The organism is Photorhabdus akhurstii, from assembly GCF_018448925.1.
Lineage (GTDB): Bacteria > Pseudomonadota > Gammaproteobacteria > Enterobacterales > Enterobacteriaceae > Photorhabdus > Photorhabdus akhurstii.
The window spans coordinates 37,644-51,627 of record NZ_RCWE01000019.1; the positions used below are offsets into that span (position 1 = coordinate 37,644).

Genomic DNA, 13,984 nt, shown 5'->3' on the forward strand with positions numbered 1-13,984 from the left:
TATCCCTTAAATTAAACCAGTAGCAGCAGAGCTAAAACCAGCACTGCACCCAACCCCATAGAGGCAACGTACCAACGGACCTGTCCATTTTCACTCAGACTAAGACCTTTGTTACTCCAGCGTGATAACACCGCAGGAATATTCATCAGTGAATTTAGCGGATCGTTTCGCAATACATGTGTAATGTTCTTGAACGGCTTAACAAATACCCAGTCATAGAGAACATCAAAGCCCCAAGCATTAAACCACCACACGGAGAAGAAACGCCCCGGAGCACTTTGTGCCACACCATTCACCAACTGACGTTTACCCAGATACAGTGCCATTGCCAGCAAAATGCCCGCTACAGCGATCACGCCAGAAACCACTTCCAGGGTCATTTTGCCTGTGTGATCCGTTGCATGGCTTCCCGGCAACACACCCGCCAATGGCGGCGCAATCAGTGCGCCCACAAAGGTGGAAAGCACCAGCAATACCAGTAACGGCAGGTGATGGGTAATACCTTTAACAGGATGGGCTTTTGTTTTCGCCTCACCGTGGAATACGATGAAAATCATGCGGAAGGTGTACAAGGAAGTCATAAATGCCCCCGCCAAACCCGCCAGCATTAGGTTGATATGACCATGTGACATTGCTCCCCACAGAATTTCATCTTTACTGTAGAAACCGGCAGTGACGATTGGCAACGCTGATAACGCCGCGCCACCCACCAAGAAACAGACATAAACCAACGGAATGGATTTACGCAATCCTCCCATTTTGAAAATATTCTGCTCGTGGTGACAGGCCAGAATGACGGAACCCGATGCCAGAAACAACAGCGCCTTAAAGAAAGCGTGAGTCATCAGGTGGAAGATTGCCGCATCCCATGCCTGAACCCCCAATGCTAAGAACATGTAGCCAATCTGGCTCATGGTTGAGTAAGCCAATACACGCTTAATATCGGTTTGCACTAACGCAGCAAAACCTGCCAACACCAACGTGATAGCGCCGATAGTACCAACCAGTTGCAGGATTTCCGGCGCCATCAAGAATAGGCCGTGGCTACGCGCAACCAAGTAGACCCCGGCGGTTACCATCGTTGCCGCATGAATCAGCGCGGAAACCGGCGTTGGACCCGCCATCGCATCGGCCAACCAAGTTTGTAACGGCAACTGAGCTGATTTACCTACTGCTCCCCCCAATATCATCAGGGTTGCCCAAGTAATCACTGAAGAACCGGCTTCCAGATGCTGTGGAGCTAAAATCGCCAACTCGCGGAAGTTCAACGTTCCCAGATTGTCATACAGAATGAACATGCCGATAGCCAAGAAGACGTCACCCACACGAGTAACAACAAAGGCTTTCATTGCCGCAGCGCCATTCGCCGGGTTGGTATAGTAGAAGCCAATCAGCAGGTAACTGCACAGACCTACCCCTTCCCAACCGAGATACATCAGCATCATGTTATCTGCCAGAACCAGTATCACCATGCTGGCGATAAACAGGTTGGTATAAGCGAAGAAACGGGAATAACCCTCTTCACCACGCATATACCACGAGGCATACATATGGATCAGGAAACCAACACCAGTCACCACACTCAACATGGTAAGCGATAAACCATCAAGCACCAGAGTAAACGGGATACTGAAATTCCCAACTTCCATCCAGTTCCACAGGTTCTGACTGTAAACCAGATCACCCGCACCATTCTGACTGTTGAAATCGATAGCAACCCATAAGGTAACCAACGCAGCCAAACCAACAGAACTAATCCCGATGGTGGCTGATGTATTTTCAGACCAGCGGCCACGGGAAAATGCCAACAGCAAAAATCCCAGCAGTGGCAGCAGAATTGTTAAATAGAGTAAGTTCATCCGCGCATCTCACTGACTGTATCAATATTCAGATTCTGGCGACGACGATAGAGCTGCAATAACAGCGCCAAGCCAATACTCGCCTCGGCTGCCGCCAAGCTGATAGCCAAAATAAACATCACTTGACCATCTGGCTGGCCCCAATAGCTGCCTACCACAACAAAGGCCAAAGCCGCAGCATTAATCATCACTTCGAGCCCAATTAACATAAACAACAGATTACGGCGAATGATGAGCCCGGTCAGGCCCAACACAAATAGAATGGCCGCCAAAATCAGTCCATGTTGAAGAGGTATCATGGTTGTTCCTCCGCATTTCGGTTGCTGAGCACTTCACCCTGTTTATGCTCACGGCCTATGTGATACGCCACCACCATACCGGCAAGTAATAGCAAAGAAGCCAGTTCAACGGCCAATACATACGGACCAAACAAACTGATACCCACTTCTTTAGCACTGATAACTTCGCCGGTGATATTGTCAGCAATATCGCCATGAGAAACATTGATAATGGTATACACCAGCACAACAAGCAGCACCGCTGACAGTATCCCCGGACCAATCCAAGTCCTCGGTTTCAACCAGACACGCTCTTGTTCAACAACAGATTTGCCAAGGTTAAGCATCATCACCACGAAAACAAACAGCACCATAATGGCCCCGGCGTAGACGATGATCTCTAGCGCACCGGCAAAATAAGCGCCAAGCGAAAAAAACACCGCTGAAAGCGCCAGCAGAGACACAATCAGATACAAAAGCGCATGTATCGGATTGGTATGGGTAATCACCCTGATAGTTGCCAATATGGCAATCAGCCCGGCAGTATAAAACGTAAATTCCATGAATATCGCTCCTTACGGCAACAGGCTTTTAACGTCGATAGGTTTCGCTTCATTGTCAGCTTCACCTTTCGATTTGCCGCCAATCGCCATACCTGTCTTACGGTAAAAGTTATAATCAGGATATTTACCCGGACCTGAAATCGTCAGGTCCTCTTTTTCATACACCAGATCCTGGCGCTTAAACTCCCCCATTTCGAAATCCGGCGTTAATTGGATCGCAGTCGTCGGGCAAGCTTCTTCACATAAGCCACAGAAAATACAACGTGAGAAGTTAACGCGGAAAAATTCTGGATACCAACGACCATCTTTATGTTCAGCTTTTTGCAGTGAGATACATCCCACCGGGCAAACCGCCGCACACAGGTTACAGGCAACACAACGCTCTTCACCGTCCGGATCGCGCGTCAGCACAATACGGCCACGGTAACGGGGCGGCAGATAAACCGGTTCCTCTGGATACATTTGGGTTTCGCGCTTATGAAAGGCATGCAAGCCAATCATCCAAATACTGCGTACCTGGGTGGCAAAACCAACCACTAACTCTTTTAATGTCATGGTTCATTCCCCCCTTATTGAGCGTTGTACAAAATCACTGCCGCAGTCGCCAGCAGGTTAAGTAAGGTTAGCGGCAGACAGACTTTCCAGCCAAACGACATCACCTGGTCATAACGCGGACGTGGTAAAGAGGCGCGTATCAGGATGAACATCACCATGAAGAATGCCGTTTTCAACGCAAACCAGACAAACGGCGGCAAGAACGGACCATGCCAGCCACCAAAGAACATTGTCACAATCAGGGCAGAAACCGTGACAATACCGATATATTCACCAACGAAGAACAGACCGAATTTCATACCGGAATATTCAATATGATAGCCGTCAGCCAGCTCCTGTTCTGCTTCCGGCTGGTCAAATGGATGACGGTGACACACCGCCACACCCGCGATAGCAAAAGTCAAGAAGCCAAAGAACTGAGGAATGACATTCCACATATGCTCCTGTGCATTGACGATATCCACCATATTGAAAGAATCTGCCTGCGCCACAACGCCCATAAAGGAGAGGCCGATAAACACTTCGTAACTCAGTGTCTGCGCAGAAGCACGCATCGCCCCCAGTAATGAGTATTTGTTGTTACTTGACCATCCAGCAAACAGCACCGCATAGACAGCCAGACCCGCCATCATCATAAAGAACAAAATACCGATGTTCAGGTCGGCGGCCATCCAAGTCGGCGTGATCGGCACAATGGCAAATGCCAGCAACAGAGAAACGAAACCAATCACCGGCGCCAAGGTAAAGATCATTCTGTCGGCAAACCGGGGTACCCAGTCCTCTTTGAAGAACATTTTGATCATATCAGCGACGATCTGTAACGACCCACCCCAACCTACACGGTTTGGCCCATAACGGTTTTGAAACAGCCCTAGCAAACGACGCTCGCCAAAGCTCATCAATGCCCCACAGACAACCACCACGACCAAGATCACCACGGCCTTGAGAACAGCGATCAGCACATCAATAATTTCGGGGGTTAACCAACTCATTATGCAACCTCCCGTAAATTATTCACGGAAACACCCGCCAATACTGGAGGAATGCCCGGCATTCCCATTGGCAAACCAATCTGCCCTTGAGCAAGATTTTCACTCAGACGAACTGCCAGACGCAGTTGCTGACCAAAACAATCAAACTCCAGAACAGAACCCGTTTTCACACCCAATTGATCCGCATCTTTGCTATTGAGCATCACATAAGGCTCCGGCATACGTTCCTGAATCACATCAGAACGCTGAGTTAACTCTTCACTACCAAACAAATGGTGGTAAGGAGCCACTGTCCACTGGTTATTTTGTGCAGTAAAGGCTGTCGGGATCTGATCAAAATAGTTCAAACCGCCGTCAGTGGTTTCAATCAGACGCACACCGGGATCACCAAAGCGCAGATGACCACCTACTTCCGCCTGGAATTTGTTCCAAGCCTGTGGTGAGTTCCAGCCCGGTGCCCATGCAAATGGCACCTGCTGACGATAGGCATTAGGGCTATTGTTACCTTCCATTGAGAAAGCAAATGGCGAATCCACATCCTGCGGTTGACGTTGCTCATGTACACTGAGATTCGCCAACATTGCAGTACGACCACTGTAACGGTGCGGTGAACGGGCCAATTTCTGACCACGGATGCGGAATGTAGAATCAGGCGCGGCGTCAACAATGCCTTTAAGCTGTGGCATTGTTTCAACACAGGCATCAATAACATGGTCAAGCTGCGTCCAGTCTAAATGGCGTTCAGTATAAGTTGTGTGCAAGGAGTGCAACCAACGCCAACTCTCCAGCATCACCACCGATTTGTCATAGAAAGAGGGTTCGAAAACTTGGAAATAACGCTGCGCCCGGCCTTCCTGATTTACCAGCGTACCGTCACTTTCTGCAAAGCTGGAAGCTGGAAGAATCAAATGGGCTTTATCCATGATGGCAGTGCGTTGATGATCAACCACAACCAGGTTTTTCAGCTTGCTCAGTGCATCATCTACCTTATCTGCTGCGGCATGCCGATAGAGATCATTTTCCATTACGATAGCCGTATCAGATTCACCACTGCTTATCCGTTGCAGCGCAACATCCAGTGGTTGAGCCTCCATCATTCCCAATCCAATACTATTCGCATAGATTGCAACAAACGACAAACCGACATCTGAACCTCGGTCTTTCAGCGCCCAGGCAACATTGGCCGCTGCTTGAATAATCGCATCACTACCGACGTTACTGCCGCTGATAATCAGTGGTTTCTTCGCGCCAATCAATGCTTGCGCAACCATTTCCACTTTAGCTTTCAGTTCGTCAGGCAAATTCTCGACTGCCGGCGCAGTGTTATCCAATGCATGGGCGATGGCAAAACCAAAACGCGCCTGATCATCAACCGGCGCGCGATAATTCCACGCGGCGATATCATCCAGACGAGTATCATCCACGTTGGTCACAAACAGGGGATATTTCGCACGCTGACCAATATTCATCACAGCGGCAATTTGCCAATCAGCAACTTTCTGAGCGGCCGCCATTTCGCGGGCTTTACCTTTCACAGCCTGACGAACTGCCAGTGCCATCCGGGCGCCGGTTTGCGTTAGATCTTCACCTAAAATCAGTACCGCATCATAGCTTTCAATTTCACGCAGCGATGGTGTATAAACGCCGCCCTGTTGAAGAATTTCCAACATCATATCAAGGCGTTGTTGTTCAGCCGCGGCAATCCCGCTATAGAAGTTTTCCGCGCCCACCAGTTCACGCAGTGCAAAGTTACTTTCCAAACTAGCGCGTGGGGAGCCGATACCAATGGCATTTTTGGCCTGACGTAAAATATCCGCCCCACCCTGCATAGCCTGTTCAGCGTTAAGCGAGATCCAATGATCACCACGCAATTGCTGTGGCTGACGAGGGCGATCCTTACTGTTGACATAACCGTAACCGAAACGACCACGGTCACACATAAAGTAGTGGTTTACTGTCCCGTTATAACGGTTCTCGATACGGCGTAATTCACCATAGCGCTCTCCCGGGCTGGTATTGCAACCAATGCTGCACTGTTGGCAGATACTTGGCGCGAACTGCATATCCCATTTACGGTTATAACGTTCAGAGTGGGTTTTATCAGTAAATACCCCTGTTGGACAAATTTCCACCAAGTTACCGGAGAACTCACTTTCCAGCGTGCCGCTTTCAGGGCGACCAAAATAGATATTATCGTGAGCGCCATAGACACCAAAATCAGTGCCGTCGGCGTAATCTTTGTAATAACGCACACAACGATAACAGGCAATACAGCGGTTCATTTCATGAGAAATAAACGGCCCCAATTCCTGATTGTTGTGAGTACGCTTAGTGAAACGGTATTTACGGAATGTATGACCGGTCATCACGGTCATATCCTGTAAGTGGCAATTGCCCCCTTCTTCACATACTGGGCAATCGTGCGGATGGTTAGTCATCAACCACTCAACCACACTCTCACGGAACTTTTTAGCCTCTTCATCATCAATCGAGATGAAAGTGCCATCCGCTGCCGGAGTCATACAGGACATTATCAGACGACCGCGCGTATCATCCGCGTTTTGATATTGCTTCACCGCACACTGGCGGCAAGCGCCAACGCTTCCAAGCGCTGGATGCCAGCAAAAATAAGGAATATCCAACCCCAAAGAGAGGCAGGCTTGTAACAGGTTATCAGCCCCGTCTACGTCATATTTTTTGCCGTCTACATGTATCGTAGCCATAGTCAGCATGCTTCCAAATGACCTGCTTTTCAGCAAGTGTTAATCAAAAATTCTGCTAATTTCGTGAAGAACCCATTACCAACGCTGTTTCAACAGGTTTGACTGGATACCCGCAATGAGATGAGTGTTCCCATAGTCTTTGGTTATAATTCCAGCTTCGAATTCATCACGGAAATATTTGATGGCACTCTGTAGTGGTTCCACGGCCCCCGGTGCGTGAGCACAGAATGTATTACCTGGCCCAAGGAAGCGACAGAGCTGCTCCAACGTTTCAATATCCCCGGGTTGCCCTTCCCCACGCTCTATTGCACGCAGGATTTTCACGCTCCACGGCAACCCGTCACGACATGGAGTACACCAGCCGCAAGATTCACGGGCAAAGAACTCTTCAAGATTACGAGTCAAAGAAACCATATTAATTTCATGGTCAACCGCCATTGCCAAAGCAGTGCCTAAACGGCTGCCCGCTTTAGCGATATTCTCGAAATCCATTGGCAGATCCAGATGTTCAGCGGTCAGGAAGTCAGTTCCTGCACCACCGGGCTGCCATGCTTTGAATTTCAAGCCGTCACGCATACCGCCGGCATAATCTTCAAGAATTTCACGGGCAGTCGTACCAAATGGCAACTCCCACAAGCCCGGATTTTTCACCCGACCAGAGAAGCCCATCAGTTTGGTACCGGCATCTTTACTCTTGCCCGCACTCAGGCCGATATACCACTCTTTACCGTATTCGAGAATTGAAGGAACGTTGCACAAGGTTTCAACGTTGTTGACGCAAGTAGGCTTGCCCCATGCGCCGGAAGTGGCTGGAAATGGCGGTTTTGAGCGAGGATTTGCTCGGCGGCCTTCCAGTGAGTTAATCAACGCGGTCTCTTCACCACAGATATAACGCCCTGCGCCGGTATGAACAAACAACTCAAAATCAAAGCCGCTGCCCATAATGTTTTTACCCAACAAACCCGCAGCCTTAGCTTCTTCGATGGCTTTACGCAGATGCACAGCCGCTTCCACATATTCACCACGCAGGAAGATATAGCCACGATAAGCTTTCAAGGCAAACGCACTGATCAACATCCCTTCCACCAGCAGATGAGGAAGTTGCTCCATCAACAAGCGATCTTTGTAAGTACCCGGCTCCATTTCATCTGCGTTACATAGCAGATAACGGATATTCATGCTTTCATCTTTTGGCATCAGGCTCCACTTCAAACCAGTAGAGAAACCTGCGCCGCCACGGCCTTTCAGCCCGGCGTCTTTTACCAGAGAAACCACTTCATCTGGGGACATGCTTTTCAGTGCTTTTTCAGCGCCACGATAACCACTTTTGCTACGGTACTCATCCAGCCATACCGGTTGTTTATCATCCCGTAAACGCCAGGTAAGAGGATGGTTTTCCTCGGTAAGAATAATTTCTTTTATTCCTGAATATGCTGTCATGGATACTGCTCCAGTAACTTTTCAATCTCTTCAGGTCTGACAGAACTGTGCGTATCGTCATCGATCATCATGGTCGGGCCTTTGTCGCAGTTACCCAGACAACAGGTTGGCAACAGCGTAAAACGCCCATCTTTCGTCGTCTGCCCCGGACAGATATTCAGATGTTTTTCAATCGCAGCCTGGACATCCTGATAACCGGTAATATGACAAACCACGCTGTCACAATAACGAATAATATGGCGGCCCACCGGTTGACGATAAATCTGGCTGTAAAATGTCGCCACACCTTCCACATCACTAGCGGGAATACCAAGCACATCAGCAATCGCGTAAATGGCGCCATCCGGTACCCAACCACGATGTTTCTGTACAATTTTCAATGCTTCTATCGAAGCGGCGCGCGGATCTTCGTAGTGGTGTTTTTCATGTTCGATAGCATCGTGCTCTTCGATACTCAGCACAAAATCTGCTTTTGCCTGAGACTCTGTTACGTTAACCACATCAAGTCGCGCTTGTTGAGCACTCGCGTTAATTTCACTTTGCATAGTTAGCGATCCACATCAGACATAACAAAATCGATACTGCCCAGATACACGATCAGGTCAGACACTAAGCCACCGCGGATTACCGATGGGATCTGCTGCAAATGCGGATAACTCGGTGTACGGACGCGGGTACGGTAACTCACAGTACTGCCGTCGCTGGTGAGGTAATAGCTGTTGATGCCTTTGGTGGCCTCAATCATTTGGAAAGATTCATTTGCCGGCATTACCGGTCCCCATGACACTTGCAAAAAGTGGTTAATCATGGTTTCAATATGCTGCAAAGTACGCTCTTTGGGTGGTGGCGTCGTCAGTGGGTGATCTGCTTTGAATGGACCTTCAGGCATATTGTCCAGACACTGCTTCAAGATTCGCAAGCTCTGACGCACTTCTTCCACTTTCAACATCACGCGATCATAACAGTCGCCGTTATTACCAATCGGCACGTCGAAATCGAAATTTTCATAGCCGGAGTATGGACGCCATTTACGCACATCAAACGCAATGCCCGTCGCCCGCAACCCAGCGCCAGTGGTGCCCCATTCAAGGGCTTGTTTGGAATTATACGCGGCAACCCCAATAGAACGGCCCTTCAGGATGCTGTTTTTCAGCGCTGCTTTCACGTAGGAATCAAGGCGTTTAGGCATCCAGTTCAGGAAATCGCGCAATAATCTATCCCAACCACGCGGCAAGTCATGAGCGACACCGCCAATGCGGAACCACGCCGGGTGCATACGGAAACCGGTAATCGCCTCCACCAGATCATACACTTTCTGGCGGTCAGTAAAGGCGAAGAACACCGGCGTCATCCCGCCAACGTCCTGAATGAAAGTTGAAATGTAGAGTAGATGGCTGTTAATACGGAACAATTCCGACAACATAACGCGAATGGTTTTTACCCGGTCAGGCACTTCAATTCCCGCCAGTTTCTCCACCGCCAGCACATAAGGCATTTCATTAACACAACCGCCTAAGTATTCAATACGGTCTGTATAGGGAATATAACTGTGCCAAGATTGGCGCTCTCCCATCTTCTCCGCGCCACGATGGTGATAACCAATATCCGGGACACAATCGACAATCTCTTCACCATCCAGTTGCAGAATGATACGGAACGCACCATGAGAAGAGGGATGGTTAGGACCAAGGTTAAGGAACATAAAGTCCTCATTCTCGGTACCTCGTTTCATTCCCCACTCTTCTGGTTTGAAAGTCAGCGCTTCCATTTCCAGATCTTCTTTCTGTCTGGTCAGTTCGAAAGGATCAAACTCCGTCGCACGAGCGGGATAATCCTTACGCAGCGGATGCCCTTCCCAAGTCGGCGGCAACATAATACGACGCAGGTTTGGATGGCCGTTAAAGACAACGCCAAACATTTCCCATGTTTCACGCTCATACCAGTTGGCATTTGGAAACAGAGGAGTTGCAGTCGGGAGATTCAGGTCTTTTTCACTGAGGGCGACCTTCAACATCACATCGCGGTTACGCTCAATAGAAAGCAGGTGATAAAACACAGAAAAATCTGCCTCTGGCAGACCCTGGCGGTGAGTACGCTGACGCTCATCCATGCCATGTAAATCGAACAGCATGACATACGGTTTGGGCAGCTTCTTCAGGAAAGTCATTACTTCCAGTAATTGTTCACGCTTCACCCAGACAACTGGCATACCAGTACGGGTTGGCTGAACAGTAAAGGCATCCGGGCCAAAGTGGTTACGCAGCTCACCCACAACCGGATCATCAAGATGGTCGTGAGTTTGCCACGCAGGCCGGGCGCTTTCTTGCGCTATCTGATCTATCATCATTTTTCACCACAACGCTTTGATCAGTGTTCGTTTTGATCAGGATTAGTATCGCAACACATTGCTCTGGTTACATTCATTAGGCTACTTTGAGTCACGCCTACTGTCTAAAAGACAGATTCTAAACTTCGTCTGGCGTACGCAGATTTTTCACTGCGATACGTTCCCCGTGCTTACGTTCTCTTTCTGACTGCATATTGGCACGGTAAACCCCTTGATCTCCCACCACCCAAGACAGCGGACGACGCTCTTTGCCGATCGACTCCTGTAGCAGCAACAGAGCTTGCATATAAGCTTCAGGACGAGGAGGACAGCCAGGAATATAAACATCAACGGGGATAAACTTATCGACGCCTTGAACTACAGAGTAAATATCGTACATACCACCAGAGTTGGCGCAGGCTCCCATAGAGATAACCCACTTCGGCTCAAGCATCTGGTCATACAAGCGCTGAATAACCGGCGCCATTTTGGTAAAACAAGTGCCAGCGACCACCATAAAATCCGCCTGACGGGGTGATGCACGTAAAACTTCAGCGCCAAAACGGGCGACATCATGAACAGCGGTAAATGATGTGGCCATTTCCACATAACAGCAGGAAAGACCAAAGTTGTAGGGCCACAGGGAGTTTTTACGTCCCCAGTTCACCATATCATGCAGAGCATGCTCCAGTTTGCCCATGTAAACACTACGGTGGACATGCTGCTCCAGTGGGTCTGCGACAATTTCCTGTTTTTGCAGGGGATAACGGTCATTCTCACCGTTCGGATCTATGCGGGTGAGCGTATAATCCATCTTTAAATGCCTCGCTATTACTGCGGATGACTATTGTTAATGTTAATCACAACACTTGGTTTACTTACCTGGCGGCTTGAACGAGATGGCGTCCAATTCAGCGCCCCAATACGCACCAGATAAAACAAGCCTGCGAGTAACACCAAAATGAAAATGCTTGCTTCGATAAAGCCTAACCAGCCACTCTCTTTGATAGAAACTGACCATGCATATAAAAACAGCGCTTCAACATCGAAGATGACAAAGAACATAGCGACCAGATAGAACTTGGCCGACATACGGAGACGAGCACTACCGACAGAATCAATACCGGATTCATAAGGGACGTGTTTTGCCCGGGCTTTCGCTCTTCCGCCCAAGAAAAACGCCCCTAACAGCATCAAAGCACACAGACCGAAAGCACCTAAAAGAAATACCGCGAATGCCCAGTGATGGGCAAAGAGTTCAGTGGATGTTGACATACTCATTGCTTACTCATCAAAAGTGGTGTCAAAAGTGTCTGCTCTTTTGTCTGGCAGTGTTGCACCACATCGATTCAAGGGAAGGGGTAATAACCAAATCTGAAACACTGTTAATCAATGATTGATGGAGTGAATCTTCTTGGTTTTTACTCCTCTCAACAATATTTTGTCTGTTATGACAAAATTAATCTAACATTTATTTACAAACAACAAACTTAGTCTTAACGGATCGTGCTGCCGCGCTGCTAAAACGTGTCAGTAAACTGGCATGCGAATAGCGGCGGAAACTAGTCTAACCGATAACTCGCTTTTACTACATCATTATCTCAGGAAAAACCTGCCTTTCCACTGCTACATAGGGAGTATTTCTTTGATCAAGTACACAATTTGACAGAAAAAAATTTTACTGCTGATGATAATTCATTCAAATCTGAAGAAATTATATTTTTTATCCATTAGCGACAAGAAAAGTTCCCGTTCACTACAGAAATTCTTATTTCATCAATTCAGCGAATTATTACTTTGTTAACAATATAACAATTTGTTAACCAAATCAGGGGGGTGTTAAGAAAAATGCCACCGTATATTTAATGATTACGATAACAACAAAATAAGATGAATTCAGTTGATGATTTCTTATAAATATATCTAGGGAGCTAATACCTCCTTCCGTCCATAATGGAGGTATTAGCAAAGACAAGCGTTTCAGATATTACTCATCAATAATATCGTCATCATCAGGAAGTTCTTCTGGAACACCCGATATCGTGTATGGCGTTTTCTTATTCTCTATAGCACTAAAAACCGTCAGAACAGATTCATTTTGTTCATTGCTATGTCTATAAAGAGAGAATTGAGTTTCAGGCAAACGAGGAAGCCCTTCACTCTCCCCTAAAATACGCAGATCGGCATTTTGCATTTCCAGAGGACGGGCAGTAATACCGACTTCTGCATTCACTGCCGTGCGAACTGCCGACAGAGAAGCGGCTTCATAAGCAATCCGCCACGATACTCCCACCTCATCCAACGTATCCAACGCCAACTGACGGAATGGATTGGTTTCATCCATCACAACCAGTGGCACAGGTTCATTTGGTTGTAGCTGGAAATCAGGGGCGCAATGCCATAATACCGGAGTTGAGCGCAGAACAGTCCTTGGATGATGACTGATCTTCGCGGTTGTGAGCGCCAAATCGATCTCATGGCTATCCAGCATACTTTCAATAAATTGAGTACGCTTTATACGGACATCTATTGCCATCCGCGGATAAACAGAAGCGATGCGATTTAACAAAAAAGGGAGCAGTGTATCCACCGTATCGTCGGATGCACCGATTCTTAGTTCGCCTTCTGCATCGCTATAGGTTAATGATGCGCTGGCATCATCGTTAGCGCGCAGAATTTGTCTTGCATAACCAAGAAGTTGAAGACCATGCTCTGTAAGAAGCTTATTACGGCCGTGGCGGGCAAACAGCTCTCTGCCTACCAACTGCTCCAAACGTTGCATTTGCTGACTTACAGCCGATTGCGTTCTGCATACTGCTGCTGCTGCTGCTGCAAAAGTATTTAAATCAGCAACAGCAACAAAAGTTCTTAGCAGATCGAGATCGAGATTCATTATCGGACGATTTGCATTTATCATTGTTTATTCATCACTTTTTTTTGATTTTAATTACTAACTAACCTGGTGTTTTTACGTAAGCACTATCAAATTAAATTAACATCGCTTAGACAGTACTCTACTCTATTAAATAGGGCAAAGATTTACTGCTGTTTTTTTACCTATTCAACCCATTGCGGGTTTTATTTTCTCCTCTTCGTTAGCAAAAGTTACTCGGATTCCTAAATAAATTGAGGACAATCCCTATTTACAACACCCTATATGTGATTTCTAGTTTGGTTATTTTGTTTTCTGACTCACGTCAAAGAATAACATAAGTTATATCAGAAAAACTAAATATAAAGTAAAAATC

Annotated in this window: 12 protein-coding genes; all 12 read right to left on the reverse strand. The window is 47.6% G+C overall.

Annotation, left to right across the window (positions count from 1 at the left end; translation table 11 throughout):
• Positions 1-11: 11 nt before the first annotated feature.
• Positions 12-1,859 (reverse strand): NADH-quinone oxidoreductase subunit L, encoded by a 1,848-nt coding sequence (nuoL, locus tag EAE93_RS17385; RefSeq protein ID WP_040152050.1) that lies wholly within the window; start codon positions 1,857-1,859, stop codon positions 12-14.
• Positions 1,856-2,158: an NADH-quinone oxidoreductase subunit NuoK gene (nuoK, locus tag EAE93_RS17390; RefSeq protein WP_011147297.1), complete on the reverse strand. Its 303-nt coding sequence runs from the start codon at positions 2,156-2,158 to the stop codon at positions 1,856-1,858. Before nuoK ends, nuoL begins: the two co-directional genes overlap by 4 nt.
• Entirely contained in the window at positions 2,155-2,700 is a 546-nt protein-coding gene (nuoJ, locus tag EAE93_RS17395; RefSeq protein WP_036781359.1) for an NADH-quinone oxidoreductase subunit J, read from the reverse strand. The genes nuoK and nuoJ overlap by 4 nt, the downstream gene beginning before the upstream one ends.
• Positions 2,701-2,712: 12 nt before the next feature.
• Positions 2,713-3,255: an NADH-quinone oxidoreductase subunit NuoI gene (gene nuoI / locus EAE93_RS17400; protein ID WP_036811918.1), complete on the reverse strand. Its 543-nt coding sequence runs from the start codon at positions 3,253-3,255 to the stop codon at positions 2,713-2,715.
• 14 nt (positions 3,256-3,269) lie between these two features.
• Positions 3,270-4,247, reverse strand: a complete 978-nt coding sequence (gene nuoH / locus EAE93_RS17405) for an NADH-quinone oxidoreductase subunit NuoH (RefSeq protein WP_036781364.1) — start codon at positions 4,245-4,247, stop codon at positions 3,270-3,272.
• Complete coding sequence (gene nuoG, locus EAE93_RS17410; RefSeq protein WP_214040212.1) at positions 4,247-6,970, reverse strand: NADH-quinone oxidoreductase subunit NuoG; 2,724 nt, start codon at positions 6,968-6,970, stop codon at positions 4,247-4,249. Before nuoG ends, nuoH begins: the two co-directional genes overlap by 1 nt.
• A gap of 75 nt (positions 6,971-7,045) precedes the next feature.
• Entirely contained in the window at positions 7,046-8,410 is a 1,365-nt protein-coding gene (gene nuoF / locus EAE93_RS17415; RefSeq protein WP_036811921.1) for an NADH-quinone oxidoreductase subunit NuoF, read from the reverse strand.
• A complete protein-coding gene (nuoE, locus tag EAE93_RS17420) occupies positions 8,407-8,955 on the reverse strand; it encodes an NADH-quinone oxidoreductase subunit NuoE (protein ID WP_036781371.1) in 549 nt (182 codons plus the stop codon). Before nuoE ends, nuoF begins: the two co-directional genes overlap by 4 nt.
• A 2-nt stretch (positions 8,956-8,957) precedes the next feature.
• Positions 8,958-10,757 (reverse strand): NADH-quinone oxidoreductase subunit C/D, encoded by a 1,800-nt coding sequence (gene nuoC / locus EAE93_RS17425; RefSeq protein WP_214040213.1) that lies wholly within the window; start codon positions 10,755-10,757, stop codon positions 8,958-8,960.
• Positions 10,758-10,875: 118 nt separating this feature from the next.
• A complete protein-coding gene (locus EAE93_RS17430) occupies positions 10,876-11,550 on the reverse strand; it encodes a NuoB/complex I 20 kDa subunit family protein (protein WP_011147305.1) in 675 nt (224 codons plus the stop codon).
• Between the two features lie 17 nt (positions 11,551-11,567).
• Positions 11,568-12,017 (reverse strand): NADH-quinone oxidoreductase subunit A, encoded by a 450-nt coding sequence (locus EAE93_RS17435; RefSeq protein WP_011147306.1) that lies wholly within the window; start codon positions 12,015-12,017, stop codon positions 11,568-11,570.
• A 706-nt stretch (positions 12,018-12,723) separates the two neighbouring features.
• A complete protein-coding gene (gene hexA, locus EAE93_RS17440) occupies positions 12,724-13,653 on the reverse strand; it encodes a transcriptional regulator HexA (protein ID WP_036781377.1) in 930 nt (309 codons plus the stop codon).
• Positions 13,654-13,984 lie beyond the last annotated feature (331 nt).